Origin of the sequence: Pseudomonas sp. B35(2017), assembly GCF_002113645.1 — a bacterium.
GTDB classification, from domain to species: Bacteria; Pseudomonadota; Gammaproteobacteria; order Pseudomonadales; family Pseudomonadaceae; genus Aquipseudomonas; species Aquipseudomonas ekonensis.
In genome coordinates this window covers 129,261-146,667 of the sequence record NZ_NEIZ01000001.1, presented here as the reverse complement: position 1 = coordinate 146,667, position 17,407 = coordinate 129,261, and the positions used below count along the sequence as shown (strand labels likewise).

Below are 17,407 nucleotides of genomic sequence, written 5' to 3'. Positions count from 1 at the left end.
CATATTACTTCAAAAAACGAAAAACCCAAATATTAAGCTCCAACCATTCTTTAATAACAATGTAACCACCAAGAAGTTTCCGTATTTTCTCAAGAACACATCAACCGACGCCTAAATAATTTCGCGGATAAGCTGTTCTTGATCTACCATAAAAACTCCCCATTAAAAATCGCTGATTAAGTCTTAACCAAAAAGAAAGATAGTCTAGACTTCCCGAAAACCTTCCCAAGGAGGACTGTCATGTCGGACAACACAGACGTCAAAATAGCCACGGCGGATGCCCTGACACTGCTCCTGCACAACCAACACGCCATAGGTGCAGCAATCGAAGAGATCACAAAGTGGCTTTCAGAGAGCGGTGTAGAGAGCGTTTCAGTTAATGCGATAGTTGCCATGGAGACCTTGGACAAAAATGCACAAGCGATTGCGGATGCAATCATGCGCATACGGCAGTCCTGAGGAGTTCGATAAACTGATTAGACACTACCCTGTTTTCACATCAGCTCCGAAGGTTCGACACAGGATCCCTTCCGGCGATATGCATGCCCACCCAAGATGAAATCATAACCAGGAGGACCTTCCCAATTCCGCGCTACGCCGGTCGACTTGAGTAAGGCCTCTGGCCCAATACCGTTTTTGACTAATTGCTCTAGGTTCCATTCAAAGAAGCTAAAAAGTATTGGAAAAACTTGAGCAGGTAACGTGGAGACTAACCTGAGACTTCCAGTGTTCAAAGGGAGGTTCAACCTTCGCACTTCCGCAATTGCCCACACCAAGCGCCTTAATCGAAAATGCCAGACAGACTCAAGATGACGCTCAACCATCTGAGTGACTAAAGGAAATTTCTGTTTACGAATTGCTGGTATAGGGTTCATCCGGGTTGGAAGCAATTTCAGGAGATTGCCGATATTTACACGTTTCTGATCTTTAGTAATTCTATACAAATCATCGACACCTGCTTTTATGATGTCAGCATATGATGGATCTCGTGGATCGCTGACCTCTTCTAGCGACGCGGGGTCATGTTTCACCGCACGAAGCTTTGCCATAAGCCATGAGTTATCATGTTCCGTGATCCATCGAGTAGCTTGATAAGCATTCGTCCAAAGATGTTCTAAGTCAATGTCTGGCCGAAGCGCAATTAGCGTTTCTATTTTTTGTCGATGCTGATCCTTCTTGCTAGACTGCCCCGGCCTAATTCTTGAAGATATGCCAGAATTTGCAGCGCTAAAAAGAATGAGCTCTTCTCTTAGGGATAGTTCAAATTTCTCGGCGCTACCAAACAGATGCAACGCAATAATCAAATGCCGGGCTAACGGCATATCGATCTGGCCTTTATAAACCCGAAACCTGATCCAGGTCTGAAGCTTACCTTGGTCAAAAGCCCTGTCCATCTGCGACAAAAGCTCATCCCCAAATTTAGCTCTAATACTATCAATCAACTTTGCAGTACTGATTAGTTCGCCGTGAGTGAAACCGCGTTTTCTAGTTTGCCGAACAAGGCAGGAGTAGAGAATTTTACTACACATCGATGGAAGATTACGCTGGAGAACTTCATACGCGAAAATTGCAAACTTCATCTCAACGTCCGAAGATTTCGTCCCTTCTGCAGCTTTTAACGGACTCCAACCACATACACATTGTTCGGTTAAGCTCGGGAGTAATTTGTATCTCCGATAGAATGGATGAGAGCACTTTGGGCAGGAGTGAATAAGCCGCACACCATGACGCCAGCAGGCCATGACTCCAGGCAAATGGTGTGACCGATGCCAGTAGGCATAGCCAAGCTCCAAGAGATCCTGCTGTACGCAGCTGAGACAGATCTTGGCCTTTCCGTGAACAGTTACTTCTCGACGCGGTACACGCGCCACTTCAGAAACAACGCTCCCGTCACCTCCTTTTTCCGCATCGTCGAGCATACCCAAAAAAGGCCGGTAGGCTGGAAAAGTGGTGTTGTTGCTGATGAGCTCGTCGAGATTGCGCTCTCTATCCCCCGGCAGCTTCGCTGCGAGTACCTCGATCTGTTTAGGAAGCATTCCGACGCCAAATGGAGTCGAGTCGAACAGATCATGAAAGGTCTCTGCTTCGGTTCTGTTACCTGACAGGTAGTGATAGCGGGTGATACGAGAATGCAACATCTCGTCCGGCATCGACATCGGGAAAAAAAGCAGATCAGACATCAGTTATCGACTTACAAGGTAGGGCTCGCAAAGGACACATATCCCAGGTTCGGCCCCCTTGTAACACACGCCAACCTGTACCAGGGTAAGGATTTTCTTAACACGTGGCACCCGATCATCACCTGACTAAATCCTACGCCTGATACTCGCAGTCCTGTAGAGAGACGACTGGCTTATGGTCTTTCCCTCCGAACGAAGCTTTTGCCTCGCCCACCACAATCGTCGATTGTGAAACTCTTCAAGAGACTCACAAAACTCGATGAGTGCTGCTGCACAGAGGGGTAGCTTGGAGAGTTGTTTCTCGAAACGGGACAGTACGTGTAGCTCTCGACCGATCCTGGTACGTGAGATCCGGACAGGTTTTCCCGGCAAAGAGCGAAGAGATCGGGCACATTGCCCGACTTGCTTGGCAAGTCTCACATCGAGAACGGCGAACATGTCAGCGCTATCCGCTCTGTTTGCATGATCGGCAGCTCGCTTCGCAATGCACTCCGTCAGCCAAGGCCGATCGCAACGATACAGCCAAGCGTACCCCCGGCAGTCATGTGCCTTCTGCCAGCGATACTCAGCATCGAAGACCATTCGTTTTTCGCGGAGCTGGCTGAGAAACCTGGCCTCTTTCCAGGCGTCTGGCCCACCTTCCACGCCGCGGATGGTCCGATACACGTGGACCAGCGAAATCCCCAGTACTGAAGCGATCTTTCTTGCATCGGCTCCCGCGAGCGCATGTTTCCACACCGCCATCGATATACAGTCCAGTCCCTCGATGGCAAACGTCCGTGGAGCGCACTTTGGGGGTTGAGAGACAACCGTAATAGGGGGCGCTATCTGTGGCTCGGATAATGTCTTCTTACCCAGCACGCTCTCCATATCGACCCTCAGTGCGCTGGCCAACAGGATGTACTTGAGAGGATGGTGGGAGTCTCTTGGCTTGCGCAGTAGCTTAGTGACCCAGGTGGCGGGGACTCCCTCTCGAGCCTCACTGAGTACCGAATATTCCCAAGTATTCGGAAGTGTTCGGCAGAATGCAGCCATATGCTGCGCAAGACGTCGTAGATGCAAGCGACGGGGCTTGGAAGTAAGGTCGTGTTCCACGGCTCCTTGCAGAAGCGTGGAGCGCACTTTGCAGGTCGACAGAGCATGAACCTCAGATTCGAGCACCAGTAGTGAGCGCAGCGCTATGTCATGTAGCGCCGGCAGACAGAGCAATGGGACATGAAGCGGTATCGAGTGTTCCTGCACACTGTCATCGCCAGGCAGGTTGAGTTGCCGAGAATTGCGACTAAACCAGCGATGATCCACGACGTTGAGCAAGGTGCCATGATGGGGACATACCAGCACGCCGGGGAGCATGTGAACCCGATGCCAATAGGCGACTCCAACTTGAACCTGATCCTGGGCTACACATTCTGGGCAATAACGCGTTCTGCAAGCGAATTCGAGACGACTCGCATTGACTCCCAACTTGAGCATTAGCCCTGTTCCATCGCCGGCCATCAAAGCGTGGGCCTGATCTACTTGATCCTGGCTGACAAAGGGTGAGTAGTAGGGCAACAGCGTGTGACGCTTGATAACCTCAGCCACCGACAAGCCCGTGCCGCAAGGAAGGGCCTCGACTAAATCGGCCAAGTGACTTGGGAAAGCCACACTCTGCGAAAAAGCCGCTGGGGATCTTACTCCGGCGAAAGCTGCTTTGAAGCTGCGAACACCGCAAAGGCGTGCATAGCGAGAAAGCATGCTGTGTAGTGTCTCGTCGGAAAAGGCAGCGGGGAAGAAATGGAATCTAAGATCCATTTCACCACCTCCGACTCACTTTTTACGATACGTCGGTGAAAACTCAAAAAGGTCATTATTCATCCAACCGGCAGCCCTCAACGCTGCAAGTGTGGAATCGTGTTCACTCAGAATCTGAGCCTCAGAGGACTCGACAGCAACAGCAGCAGGTGCCTTGGGTTTGCTCGTGGAAACAGCTGCTGGTGTCGGGTTTGTAGGATGTTCACGCGGCCCGACACTCCGAAGCAGAGCAAGGCGCTCTACTCGACCCGATCCCTCGAACGCCATCATGTCGTTTAGTTGCTCTTCGATCGGAAGCAGATCATCGAACTGCCGCATCCGCTTTGGATCTCGACTGCGCAGAGCTGACAATGCTGGCTTCAGGATCTGCATCTTGGAGTTGCTCACCTTCGCAATTATCTCGGCAGTCAAACACTCCGAGCCGCTTTGAACCGCATAACGCTGACTCAACACCAACAGCTTGACGAGAAAATCTGTAACGCCTTGGGTGTGCTCATACAACACATCGAAAATCTCGGCAGTCAGTTCAGCCGTCTGCTTGCACCACTGATAACTCCAAAGGTTCTCGACCAGCGTTTTCCATTCGTCATCTTCTTTTTCGAAGCGTTTGAACTCCAGCATACCCACGCCGCAGCAACGACGGGCGTTGCGCATGACATCCGAAAACAAGCTGATCATCGAGTTTGTACCGATGAAAACGACAGGAATTCCTATGTTGTTAACCAGGTTGAGGAAGAAGTTCAGCATGTTCTCCTTGCCGCCGGTTTTAGCCAAGTGGAGGTTCTGAAGCTCGTCGATTAGCAACGCACCAATGAAAAATGTGCTGGCAACCTGCTCCATCTGCTGCAGTGCATCATTGATGTTCCGATGCCTATGACGCTTGTGATAGTCCTTGTCCCCCAAGGCATTTCCGACGGCATAAAAAAACTGCTGGCAAAACCCCGTCAAGGAACCATCTCGGGGGCAGTCGAGCTTGAGCCAAGTGATTTGGGTATGGACGAATTGCTTACCCTCATAACGCTCATGACGAATCGTTTGTGGATAAAGGCTCAAGATGGCGTGCAGGGCTGTCGACTTACCAATACCGCTTAGGCCCACCACGCTGAAAGTCTCGGCGGTCGACTTGAAGGCGTCATGGTAACGCTGAGCTCCCGACAAGGAGTGCAGATGCCTAACAGTATCAGGGGAAGTGGGATTACGGCCCACGTACCCCCGACGGATGAGCAGGGAGAACATGGACTCTAAATCCAAGTGAAGCAAAAAGGGCTGCACCACTGTTCTCAAACGATCTATACAGTGAATCCGGGTTGCCCCATCCAAAGTGAGCTCTTCGGGATCCACTGGCTGAGGGAAATTCGAGATCAATTCCGCAGCTGCTGTCTCCGAAAGAATCGGAGGCAACGCCTCGATTAGTGGGTTGCCAGCGTATTCAGGGATAGGCTGCTTGGCGTAGCTCGCAAAAATCTGGGCGCCTTTCATTTGGTACGTCCTGGGCGGATTCTCTTGAGCATATCGATGACCTGTGCGCTACGCGGGCCTGCATATGAGTCAGGTGCTTTGGGTGTTGGCCCAACGTCTCGATCAGTTGGCTTTGCCCGCACACCATCAGGAACAGTAGCAGCCTCGCGCTCCCTGAATCGCTCTTCAGCCCGATTCTCGCGAATGTTTCCTACGGCTTTCGCTTTTGTCGCGGGTGCCGGTTCTTGCTTCTGCTCAGCAAGCGCATTGTTGATGATCTTACTGACCACGTCGGTTAGATCCACACGGCTTTCCAACTCGGCGCGCCGGTGTGCAGGCGGTTTTTGTCGATAGGCTTCGATCAAATCATAGATTTCGTCCGAGCGATAACCGGCGTACTTAGTATCCGACTGGCGAAGATCACAACGGATGAACTGCTTACTATCATCGTGAATCCAGATATGCGAAGACGAATTCGGGTCGTACCAACACTCTACCGACCACACCCCACGACTGCGGGCCTTGGCAAACCAGTTTTTCTCCACAGCCATTGCACAGACATAGTGCATGCCGCGGAACATAAGCCCACCTTTTTGAACGGTTGCCCGATCACGAGGTAACAGGTGGAGATATACCAGCTCATCTGGCCGACTATTGGGCTCGATCAGTTCGTTTTCAGAAGCCCATGTCCAGATCCCGACAGGAGTAGGCTCAACACCATCATTCATCATCGCCTGGGTGAGCCGACCGGGCTGCCGATGATGCCGGTTGTAGTGGAGGACACACCTGATGATGATCTGAGTGAACTCTTTCAGGTTCAGCGTTGCGTCTAGCCGGTTATCTCGCTCACCCCTCTCTTGCTCGCGCGCAGCCACTCCACCGGGGAGCCATCTGATCCCGGTGAGATCATTCAAAATACCGAAGCGGCTCTCCACCATCGGCTTCCAGTCTGGTCGGAAAGGCGGTGCAGTCCCCATCTCGATGCCCAGACCTTTCGCAAGTCCCTCTGATGCCAGCGACAGCATCTCCCCCCTGTCTGAGTAGATGTTGTAAGGCAGGTGGTGGCAGTCCCACTCCTCTGGGTCGATCTCGACATCATTCTGGGCACAGAACTCGACCTTGGAGGTGAAAGCATTGAACAGCGCTTGCCTGGCGCCATTCCAACTAGGGCCCTCCAGTCCCACATAAAGGCCAACGATCATTCCGGAGAAACTATCGACTACGATGTAAAGTACCGGCCGACCTATCAGTATTCGCCTAGAGTAGCTATTTACCAAATAAATATCGGCAATCGTTGCATCGATTTCGAACTGATGACAGGGGCCACGAAGCCAATCGCGGACAGTACCAGAGAGCGGACGACAGTCCTTAAGCCATTTTTTTAACCCTTTACGCCCACGTTCAGTCTCGACCTCATCGAAAAACTTCCTACCCCAATTATAGAACTGGTGATAGTTCGGTATTTCTGAGCTAGGTAGTAGACGAAACCCCTCACCATCATTCTTAGACATATCCTTTACTGAATAGAACTTTTTCAGCATTTCGTCATAAGCGCTGACAATAGATGGTTTTTTATCATTAACATACAAAGAGTACCCAAGCCGGATACAACGCTTGTCAACCGCGTTAATAATCTTGGCAGGTTGGACAAGAGCTCCTTGAAACCTTGGCCGCCTCCCCGGCGGTCTACTAGGATCATAGTTTCGTTCTGAAACCCCCACTGCCGCATAATTATTCAGCAATGAGTTTCTCACCTGACCATAAACCCAATACCGGTAGAGCAGTCGATAAATAGTTTTACGCTGAATTCCAAGCTCCGAAGCTCTGTTCGACACCAACCTCCCCAGTTCACCACGAACAAATAGTTGTCCTGGATAACTAGTCTCAATCAGCGGGGCTATGACATCCCATTTATCATCTCTGGCTTGCTTCGCCTTCTCGCTCAGATCGTCCTCAAGCACCATCATGAACTCTGGCGTAGTGATGGTTACTGGCTTGGTATCACCGGAACTCAACGAGCAGCGAAAACCTTCTAGGCCAACAGCATAGGGCTGCCGAAAAGGTTCTGTTAACCCAATGACATACACCACATCCTGTTTTTCATCGAGATGGATAGCCCTAACCATATCGCTGATAACGGAGAGCTCTGTAACCGGTTCAAATACGCCATTAACGAAAACTTTCATGACATATTCTCCTTCAAGGATATCTGACCGGCAGTTTGAACAACTTCAAACTCTGGCAAAGCATCAGTCAATAATAGAGGGGCATTCAACAAATCAATCTTGATGACTTTATTCCAGACAAAATAAAAAAACATTCCTCTGGCGTCGGCATATGATATAGATAACTGAGAGGCAATTTTTCGCAGACACTCCGCCAAACTCCATGGATAGGGTCTGCTGTTCTCTAGGAGCTCGATGAATCTAGCATGCAAGGATGACTTCATTAAGTCCCTCGGCAGCTTTGAGTATTTCCTGAGCATTCCAAGATTCTTTATCAAATCCCGAGTGAAGTGCTCTTCAGTAACGACATTCCAATCAACTCCTTGTTTTTGCCAAAACCGCTTTTCAACTTCAAGCTTTTCAAGCGTTCTCTTCACCCCTTTACCATCCAAATCCTTTTGATACTTAACCGTTCTAGCAACAGTTTTAAAACCTCCACCTGGCTCTCGAACGGTTAATAGAAAATCCGTTGTCATTACATATGGCACTTTGGTGCCTGGGTACGTCGGATAACGGACACCTATTGAAGCGGCAATAGTTTGCACATGCTCTAGGGGTAACAAGGGGTATTGTTCACGAATATCCACAACGTCTTCAGAAAATTCGCAAACAAGGTGATAAGACCTCTCAAGGTCTGACAGAAGGTGATGTATCCGATCAACCTTCACTCCTAGGATCTTGTGCGAACGCCCCCTTGACGGAACATCCTGCACTCTTAGCCAAGGCACGTAGCTCGCCCCGGCGCCTGCGCCAAATCCGTTTGCAATGTGCCGTTCAATGTCCTGCTGTGATGCAAACCTGCGACCTCGCAACCCCCGCCTCCTCAGCTCGTGCGAACCGCTTCATTTCACGCTGGAAATAGTTGTAGGAAAAGATGCTCGGCCTAGCAGTCATCTCGAAGGCATTCCTAGGCTACTACAGCTAAAAATCGAAGCGATGAATCCAGACCGAAGGACCGATCTAGAAAAGGAAAACCCCCGTAAATACGGGGGTTTAGACCTTGTGTCAATCTATGTTGGCTTGTGTCAATCTTTATTATTTAGTGTCAATCTTTATTTTAAAAAACCATGAGGGTACGCCAGCTGTGGATAAGTTATTCCACCGTCACCGACTTCGCCAAGTTGCGCGGCTGATCCACGTCGGTGCCCTTGAGCACGGCGACGTAGTACGACAGCAGTTGCAACGGAATGGTGTAGAGGATCGGCGACAGGATGTCGTTGATGTGCGGCATCTGCACCACGTGGGTGCCTTCGCCGTTGGACATCCCGGCCTTTTCGTCGGCGAACACAATGAGTTCGCCGCCGCGGGCGCGGACTTCCTGCAGGTTGGACTTGAGCTTCTCCAGCAGTTCGTTGTTCGGCGCGACGGTGACCACCGGCATGTCGTTGTCCACCAGCGCCAGCGGGCCGTGCTTCAGCTCGCCGGCCGGGTAGGCCTCGGCGTGGATGTAGGAGATCTCCTTGAGTTTCAGGGCCCCTTCCATCGCCACCGGGAATTGCGCGCCACGGCCCAGGAACAGGGTGTGGTTCTTCTCGGCGAACAGCTCGGAGATCTTCTCCACGGTGCTGTCCATGGCCAGGGCCTCGCCGAGGCGGGTCGGCAGGCGGCGCAGTTCTTCCACCAGGGTGGCTTCGACACCGGCGCCCAGGGTGCCGCGCACTTGGCCCAGGGACAGGGTGAGCAGCAGCAGGCCCACCAGTTGGGTGGTGAAGGCCTTGGTCGAGGCCACGCCGATTTCGCGGCCGGCCTGGGTCAGCAGGGTCAGGTCGGACTCGCGCACCAGCGAGCTGATGCCGACGTTGCAGATCGCCAGGCTGGCGAGGAAGCCCAGTTCCTTGGCGTTGCGCAGCGCCGCCAGGGTGTCGGCGGTTTCGCCGGACTGGGAAATGGTGACGAACAGGGTGTCCGGCTGCACCACCACCTTGCGGTAGCGGAACTCGCTGGCGACTTCGACCTGGCACGGAATGCCGGCCAGCTCTTCGAGCCAGTAACGGGCGACCATGCCGGCGTGGTAGCTGGTGCCGCACGCGACGATCTGCACGTTGCGCACCTTAGCGAACAGTTCGGCGGCCTGCGGGCCGAAGGCTTGAACGAGAACCTGGTCCTGGCTCAGGCGACCTTCCAGGGTGCGTTGCACCACCGTTGGCTGCTCATGGATTTCCTTGAGCATGTAGTGGCGGAACTCGCCCTTGTCGGCGGCTTCTGCGCCGTCGCTGTACTGCACGGTCTGGCGCTCGACGGCCTGGCCGTTGACGTCCCAGATCTGCACGCTATCGCGGCGGATGTCGGCGATGTCGCCCTCTTCCAGGTACATGAAGCGGTCGGTGACCTGACGCAGGGCCAATTGGTCGGAGGCGAGGAAGTTCTCGCCCAGGCCCAGGCCGATCACCAGCGGGCTGCCGCTGCGGGCGGCGACCACGCGATCGGGCTGCTGCGCGCTGATCACCGCTAGGCCGTAGGCGCCGTGCAGTTCCTTGACGGTGGCCTTGAGGGCGACGGTCAGGTCCTTCAGCTCCTTGAGCTTGTGGTTGAGCAGGTGGGCGATGACTTCGGTGTCGGTGTCCGAAGAAAAGACATACCCGAGCGCCTTCAGTTGTTCGCGCAAGGCTTCGTGGTTCTCGATGATGCCGTTGTGCACCACGGCGATGTCGCCGGAGAAATGCGGGTGGGCGTTACGTTCGCTCGGCGCGCCGTGGGTCGCCCAGCGGGTGTGGGCAATGCCGAGGCGGCCGACCAGCGGATGCTCGGCCAGGGCCGCATCCAGCTCGCTGACCTTGCCCACGCGGCGGGTGCGCTCAAGGGTGTTGGCGTTGGTGTACACCGCCACGCCGGCGCTGTCGTAGCCCCGGTATTCAAGGCGCTTGAGGCCTTCGAGCAGGATGGCGGTGATGCTGCGTTCAGCGACGGCGCCGACAATTCCACACATGCTTATTTCTCCTGACTGACAGTCGCGCAAATCAAATTGATGCCGCGGGCCTGTATCTGATCCCGTGCCTCCTGAGGCAGGCGATCATCGGTGATGAGGGTATGGACGCTGCTCCAGGGCAGCTCCAGGTTGGGAATCTTGCGGCCGATCTTGTCGGCCTCGACCATCACGATCACCTCCCGCGCCACTTCGGCCATCACCCGGCTCAGGCCGAGCAGCTCGTTGAACGTCGTGGTGCCGCGCACCAGGTCAATGCCGTCGGCGCCGATGAACAACTGGTCGAAGTCGTATGAGCGTAGTACCTGCTCGGCGACCTGGCCCTGAAAGGACTCCGAATGCGGATCCCAGGTGCCGCCGGTCATCAGCAGCACGGGTTCGTGCTCGAGCTCGCTCAAGGCATTGGCGACGTGAAGGGAGTTGGTCATGACCACCAGGCCCGGCTGATGGCCGAGTTCCGGGATCATGGCGGCGGTGGTGCTGCCGCTGTCGATGATGATGCGGGCGTGCTCGCGGATGCGCGTGACCGCCGCGCGGGCGATGGCCTGCTTATATTTCGAGACGTTCTGGCTGGTGTCCGCCACCAGTTCCTGCGGCATGGTGATGGCGCCGCCGTAACGGCGCAGCAGCAGGCCATGGCTTTCCAGTGCGGCCAGATCCTTGCGAATCGTAACTTCGGAGGTTTCGAAGCGTTTCGCCAGTTCATCCACGCTCACTTCGCCCTGCTCGTTGAGCAAGGCCAGGATGTTATGGCGCCGTTGGGGCGTATTGCGTTTCGACATGGCCGATTAAGTTTCGATTCGAAAGATAATGAGCGCAATCAAAACCTATCAGTGAAAAATGGTCAAGCCTGCCGCAGGAATTTCTTCTGTGGAAAAGCTTCGCGGGCAAGCCCGCTCCCACCATGATTCTCAAGGAACCTGTTGGAGCGGCTTGCCCGCGAAAGGGAGGAGCCGAGCTGTGCATAACTGTCGGCCCGCCTGCTGATGTGGATAACTCAGCCCTTCTTGATCTTCTCCGGTCGTTTCCAGCCGTCGATGTTGCGCTGTTTCGCACGGCCGACCGCCAATTGGGCCTTATCCACATTCTGGGTGATGGTCGAACCGGCCGCGGTGGTCGCACCGGCAGAGATATCCACAGGCGCCACCAACGAGTTGTTGGAGCCGATGAACACGTCCTCACCCAGCACGGTCTTCCACTTGTTGGCGCCATCGTAGTTGCAGGTGATGGTGCCGGCGCCGATGTTGGTGCGGGCGCCGATCTGCGCATCGCCCAAGTACGTCAGGTGCCCGGCCTTGGCGCCCTCGCCCATGTGGGCGTTCTTCAGTTCGACGAAGTTACCCACATGGGCCCGGGCTTCCAGCACGGTGCCCGGGCGCAGGCGGGCGAACGGTCCGGCATCGCTGCCTTCGCCCAGCACCGCCCCTTCGAGGTGGCTGTTGGCCTTGACCACCGCGCCCTTGCGCAGGGTGCTGTCCTTGATCACGCAGTTCGGGCCGATGACCACGTCGTCCTCGATGACCACCTTGCCTTCGAGAATGACGTTGATGTCGATCAGCACGTCCCGACCGACGGTCACTTCCCCGCGCACATCGAAACGGGCCGGGTCACGCAGCGTCACGCCCTGGGCCATCAGCCGGCGGCCGGCGCGCAACTGATAGTGGCGCTCCAGTTCGGACAGCTGCTTGCGGTCGTTGGCGCCCTGCACTTCCATCGCGTCGTCTGGCTGCTCGGTGGCCACCACCAGGCCGTCGCTGACCGCCATGGCGATCACATCGGTCAGGTAATACTCGCCCTGGGCGTTGTTGTTGGAGAGCCGGCCCATCCAGTCGCCCATGCGCCGGAACGGCAGGGCCAGAATGCCGGTGTTGCCTTCGGTGATGGCCCGCTGGGCCTCGTTGGCGTCCTTCTGCTCGACGATGGCCGTGACCTTGCCGTCGGCGTCGCGCACGATGCGGCCGTAGCCGGTCGGGTCGTCGAGCTCGACGGTCAGCAGCCCGAGCTGTTCAGGGCCTGCCTGCTTCAGCAGGCGGCGCAGGGTGTCGACCTCGATCAACGGCACATCGCCGTAGAGGATCAGCACGGTATCGGCCTGGATGAACGGCACGGCTTGGGCGACGGCGTGGCCGGTGCCCAGTTGCTTGTCCTGCAGCACGAAATTCAGGTCATCGGCCGCCAGGCGTTCGCGCACCGCATCGGCCCCGTGCCCGATCACCACATGGATGCGCTGCGGCTCCAGCTGGCGGGCGCTGTGGATAACATGGCCGAGCATGGAGTTGCCGGCGATCGGGTGCAGCACCTTCGGCAGCGCCGAACGCATGCGGGTGCCTTGGCCGGCCGCGAGGATAACGATTTCAAGAGACATGACTGGCTACCAATCCTGGGTGGTCAGCGATTGCGACCGGGTTGTGAAAATCGGAAATAAAAAAGGGTAGCCGAGGCTACCCTTTTTTAACAATCGCACAACAAGCGACCGGTGGATTAACCACCGAACTTCTTGCGGATCTGCTGGACGGTACGCAGCTGAGCTGCGGCCTCGGCCAGACGTGCGGACGCAGCGCCGTAATCGAAATCAGCGCCTTTGTCGTGCAGAGCCCGCTCGGCGGCCTTGACGGCTTCCTGAGCAGAGGCTTCATCCAGGTCGGCAGCACGTTGCACGGTGTCGGCGAGAACCTTGACCATGTTCGGCTGAACCTCGAGGAAACCGCCGGAGATGTAGAACACCTCGGCATCCCCGCCTTGCTTGATCAGGCGGATCGGACCCGGCTTGAGATTGGTGATCAGCGGCGCGTGACCCAGAGCGATACCCAGATCACCCAGTGCACCGTGCGCAATCACCATCTCGACCAGGCCGGAAAAGATTTCCCCTTCCGCACTGACGATGTCGCAATGGACTGTCATAGCCATCTGATTGCCTCAACCTAAATTAGCGCCCGTTGCCGGGCGCCGGGATTACAGTTTCTTGGCTTTCTCGATCGCTTCTTCGATGCCGCCAACCATGTAGAACGCTTGTTCCGGCAGGTGGTCGTAGTCACCGTTGAGGATGCCTTTGAAGCCAGCAATGGTGTCCTTCAGGGAAACGTATTTACCCGAAGCACCGGTGAAGACTTCAGCCACGAAGAACGGCTGCGACAAGAAGCGCTGGATCTTACGGGCGCGGGCCACCAACTGCTTGTCGGTTTCCGACAGCTCGTCCATGCCCAGGATCGCAATGATGTCCTTCAGCTCTTTGTAGCGCTGCAGCACGTACTGAACGCCGCGAGCGGTTTCGTAGTGCTCGTTGCCGATCACGTTCGGGTCCAGCTGACGCGAAGTCGAGTCCAGTGGGTCTACCGCTGGGTAGATACCCAGGGAAGCGATGTCACGGGACAGAACGACGGTGGCGTCCAAGTGGGCGAAGGTGGTCGCCGGCGACGGGTCGGTCAGGTCGTCCGCAGGTACGTATACGGCCTGGATCGAGGTGATCGAACCTTGCTTGGTCGAAGTGATGCGCTCTTGCAGCACGCCCATCTCTTCAGCCAGGGTCGGCTGGTAACCTACCGCCGATGGCATACGGCCCAGCAGTGCGGACACTTCGGTACCGGCCAGGGTGTAACGGTAGATGTTGTCGACGAACAGCAGAACGTCGTTACCTTCGTCACGGAACTTCTCGGCCATGGTCAGGCCGGTCAGGGCTACGCGCAGACGGTTTCCCGGCGGCTCGTTCATCTGGCCGTAGACCAGTGCCACTTTGTCCAGAACGTTGGAGTCCTTCATCTCGTGGTAGAAGTCGTTACCCTCACGGGTACGCTCGCCCACACCGGCGAACACGGAGTAACCGCTGTGCTCGATGGCGATGTTACGGATCAGTTCCATCATGTTTACGGTCTTGCCTACACCGGCACCACCGAACAGACCGACTTTACCGCCCTTGGCGAACGGGCAGACCAGGTCGATAACCTTGATGCCGGTTTCGAGCAGGTCGTTGCCGCCGGCTTGTTCCGCGAAGGAAGGAGCGGCGCGGTGGATGCCCCAGCGCTCTTCTTCGCCGATCGGGCCGGCTTCGTCGATCGGGTTGCCCAGCACGTCCATGATCCGGCCCAGGGTCGCTTTACCGACCGGTACGGAGATGGCTGCGCCAGTGTTGTTGACGTCCAGACCACGCTTCAGGCCTTCGGTCGAGCCCATCGCAATGGTACGAACCACGCCGTCGCCCAGCTGCTGCTGAACTTCCAGGGTGGTTTCGGCGCCTTGAACCTTCAAGGCGTCGTAGATGCTCGGTACGCTGTCGCGTGGGAATTCCACGTCGATGACGGCGCCGATGATTTGAACGATACGTCCGCTACTCATAGCTGGATCCTCTGAATATTTGAACCGTTAAACCGCGGCAGCGCCGCCGACGATTTCCGAGATCTCTTGGGTGATCGCAGCCTGACGCGCCTTGTTGTAGATCAGCTGCAAATCGCTGATCAAATCACCGGCGTTGTCGGTGGCGTTCTTCATCGCGATCATCCGCGCAGCTTGTTCAGCCGCGTTGTTCTCGACCACCGCCTGGTACACCTGCGACTCCACGTAACGCACCATCAGGCCGTCAAGCAGCTCTTTGGCGTCCGGTTCGTAGAGATAGTCCCAGTGGTGCTTGAGTTCTTGATCCGGGGTCGCCACCAGTGGAATCAACTGCTCCACGGTCGGCGTCTGCGTCATGGTGTTGACGAACTTGTTGGACACCACGGACAGGCGGTCGATACGGCCTTCCAGGTAGGCATCCAGCATTACCTTGACGCTGCCGATCAGGTCATTGATCGACGGCTCTTCACCCAAGTGGCTGATGGCTGCGACGACGTTACCGCCGAAGTTGCGGAAAAACGCCGCACCCTTGCTGCCTACAACGCACAGATCAATCTCGACGCCGTTTTCGCGGTTTACCGTCATGTCCTTGACCAGGGCCTTGAACAGGTTGGTGTTCAAGCCGCCGCACAGACCACGGTCACTGCTCACCACGACATAGCCGACACGCTTCACTTCGCGGTCGATCATGAACGGATGGCGGTATTCCGGGTTGGCGTTGGCCAGATGCCCAATTACCTGGCGGATACGCTCCGCATAAGGACGGCTAGCAGCCATGCGCAGTTGTGCCTTGCGCATTTTGCTGACCGCCACTTTTTCCATGGCGCTGGTAATTTTTTGCGTGCTTTTGATGCTCGCAATCTTACTGCGAATCTCTTTTGCGCCTGCCATGTAACACCTATCAGGTTAGCAAGCGGGAGCCTTGCGGCTCCCGCTGCGGCTTACCAGGTTTGGGTGGCCTTGAACTTCTCGATACCGGCTTTGAGGCCAGCGTCGATTTCGTCATTGAAGTCACCCTTCACGTTGATCTTGGCCATCAAATCGGCGTGATCGCGGTTGAAGTAAGCAATCAGCGCTTGCTCGAAGCTGCCGACTTTGGCGATTTCGATGTCGGTCAGGAACCCACGCTCAGCGGCATACAGCGACAGCGACATGTCGGCGATCGACATCGGCGCGTATTGCTTCTGCTTCATCAGCTCGGTAACGCGCTGACCATGCTCGAGTTGCTTGCGGGTCGCTTCGTCCAGGTCCGATGCGAACTGGGCGAATGCCGCCAGTTCACGGTACTGGGCCAGCGCGGTACGGATACCGCCCGACAGCTTCTTGATGATCTTGGTCTGAGCGGCACCACCCACACGGGATACCGAAACACCGGCGTTCACTGCAGGGCGGATGCCCGAGTTGAACATGGCCGATTCCAGGAAGATCTGACCGTCGGTGATGGAGATCACGTTGGTCGGAACGAACGCGGAAACGTCGCCAGCCTGGGTTTCGATGATCGGCAGAGCGGTCAGGGAACCGGTTTTGCCGGTCACTGCGCCGTTGGTGAACTTCTCGACGTACTCTTCCGAAACGCGGGATGCGCGCTCCAGCAGACGGGAGTGGAGATAGAACACGTCGCCTGGGTACGCTTCGCGTCCTGGCGGACGGCGCAGCAGCAGGGAGATCTGACGGTAGGCTACGGCCTGCTTGGACAGGTCATCGTAGACGATCAGTGCGTCTTCACCGCGGTCACGGAAGAATTCGCCCATGGTGCAACCGGCGTAAGGAGCCAGGAATTGCAGTGCGGCGGATTCCGAGGCGCTGGCGGCAACGATGATGGTGTTGGCCAGTGCACCGTTCTCTTCCAGCTTGCGAACCACGTTGGCGATGGTCGATTGCTTCTGACCAACGGCTACGTAGACGCAGAAAATGCCGCTGTCTTTCTGGTTGATGATCGCGTCGATCGCCAGAGCGGTCTTGCCGATCTGACGGTCGCCGATGATCAGCTCACGCTGGCCACGGCCGACAGGGATCATGGCATCGACGGCCTTGTAGCCAGTCTGTACAGGCTGGTCTACCGACTTACGCCAGATCACGCCCGGAGCAACTTTCTCGACCGCGTCGGTCTCGGTGTTGTTCAGCGGACCCTTGCCGTCGACAGGGTTGCCCAGTGCGTCGACGACGCGACCCAGCAGCTCCTTACCGACAGGAACTTCCAGGATGCGGCCGGTGCACTTGGCGCTCATGCCTTCAGCCAGACTGGTGTACGCGCCCAGTACAACGGCACCTACGGAGTCTTGCTCCAGGTTGAGGGCCATACCGTAGACGCCGCCCGGAAACTCGATCATCTCGCCGTACATGACGTCGGCCAGACCGTGAATCCGCACGATGCCGTCAGATACGCTGACGACAGTGCCTTCGTTACGGGCTTGGGAGGTCACATCGAGCTTTTCGATGCGGCCCTTGATAATTTCACTAATTTCGGAAGGATTGAGTTGCTGCATTGCTCTGCTGCCCCT

Annotated in this window: 13 protein-coding genes; 1 reads left to right on the top strand and 12 read right to left on the bottom strand. The window is 55.9% G+C overall.

Annotated elements, in window-relative coordinates:
• Positions 1–240 precede the first annotated feature (240 nt).
• Positions 241–459, top strand: a complete 219-nt coding sequence (locus CAG41_RS00720; protein ID WP_085706606.1) for a hypothetical protein — start codon at positions 241–243, stop codon at positions 457–459.
• Between the two features lie 35 nt (positions 460–494).
• On the opposite strand, the gene CAG41_RS00715 is transcribed toward CAG41_RS00720, so the two are convergent.
• From CAG41_RS00715 to atpA, 12 genes are all read right to left on the bottom strand, one after another.
• Positions 495–2,180 carry a TniQ family protein gene (locus tag CAG41_RS00715; protein WP_085706605.1) on the bottom strand — a complete coding sequence of 562 codons (1,686 nt, stop codon included), beginning with the start codon at positions 2,178–2,180 and terminating at the stop codon, positions 495–497.
• 126 nt (positions 2,181–2,306) lie between these two features.
• Positions 2,307–3,917, bottom strand: coding sequence for a TnsD family Tn7-like transposition protein (locus tag CAG41_RS00710; protein WP_371917404.1), 1,611 nt, complete (start codon positions 3,915–3,917; stop codon positions 2,307–2,309).
• Between the two features lie 72 nt (positions 3,918–3,989).
• Entirely contained in the window at positions 3,990–5,453 is a 1,464-nt protein-coding gene (locus CAG41_RS00705) for an ATP-binding protein (protein ID WP_085706603.1), read from the bottom strand.
• Positions 5,450–7,618 (bottom strand): Mu transposase C-terminal domain-containing protein, encoded by a 2,169-nt coding sequence (locus CAG41_RS00700; RefSeq protein WP_085706602.1) that lies wholly within the window; start codon positions 7,616–7,618, stop codon positions 5,450–5,452. The genes CAG41_RS00705 and CAG41_RS00700 overlap by 4 nt, the downstream gene beginning before the upstream one ends.
• On the bottom strand, positions 7,615–8,469 hold the full coding sequence (locus tag CAG41_RS00695; RefSeq protein ID WP_085706601.1) for a TnsA endonuclease N-terminal domain-containing protein: 855 nt from the start codon (positions 8,467–8,469) through the stop codon (positions 7,615–7,617). The genes CAG41_RS00700 and CAG41_RS00695 overlap by 4 nt, the downstream gene beginning before the upstream one ends.
• 281 nt (positions 8,470–8,750) lie before the next feature.
• The gene (gene glmS / locus CAG41_RS00690) at positions 8,751–10,583 is read right to left on the bottom strand and encodes a glutamine--fructose-6-phosphate transaminase (isomerizing) (protein WP_085638699.1); all 1,833 of its coding nucleotides are present in this window, start codon (positions 10,581–10,583) and stop codon (positions 8,751–8,753) included.
• A 2-nt stretch (positions 10,584–10,585) separates the two neighbouring features.
• Positions 10,586–11,362, bottom strand: a complete 777-nt coding sequence (locus CAG41_RS00685) for a DeoR/GlpR family DNA-binding transcription regulator (protein ID WP_085579242.1) — start codon at positions 11,360–11,362, stop codon at positions 10,586–10,588.
• Positions 11,363–11,577: 215 nt separating this feature from the next.
• A complete protein-coding gene (glmU, locus tag CAG41_RS00680; protein ID WP_085579245.1) occupies positions 11,578–12,945 on the bottom strand; it encodes a bifunctional UDP-N-acetylglucosamine diphosphorylase/glucosamine-1-phosphate N-acetyltransferase GlmU in 1,368 nt (455 codons plus the stop codon).
• Positions 12,946–13,061: 116 nt separating this feature from the next.
• Entirely contained in the window at positions 13,062–13,487 is a 426-nt protein-coding gene (locus tag CAG41_RS00675; protein ID WP_085579247.1) for a F0F1 ATP synthase subunit epsilon, read from the bottom strand.
• A 45-nt stretch (positions 13,488–13,532) separates the two neighbouring features.
• A complete protein-coding gene (atpD, locus tag CAG41_RS00670) occupies positions 13,533–14,909 on the bottom strand; it encodes a F0F1 ATP synthase subunit beta (protein ID WP_065260117.1) in 1,377 nt (458 codons plus the stop codon).
• Positions 14,910–14,936: 27 nt separating this feature from the next.
• Positions 14,937–15,797, bottom strand: a complete 861-nt coding sequence (atpG, locus tag CAG41_RS00665; RefSeq protein WP_085579249.1) for a F0F1 ATP synthase subunit gamma — start codon at positions 15,795–15,797, stop codon at positions 14,937–14,939.
• Positions 15,798–15,847: 50 nt separating this feature from the next.
• The gene (gene atpA / locus CAG41_RS00660) at positions 15,848–17,392 is read right to left on the bottom strand and encodes a F0F1 ATP synthase subunit alpha (protein ID WP_085579251.1); all 1,545 of its coding nucleotides are present in this window, start codon (positions 17,390–17,392) and stop codon (positions 15,848–15,850) included.
• Positions 17,393–17,407 lie beyond the last annotated feature (15 nt).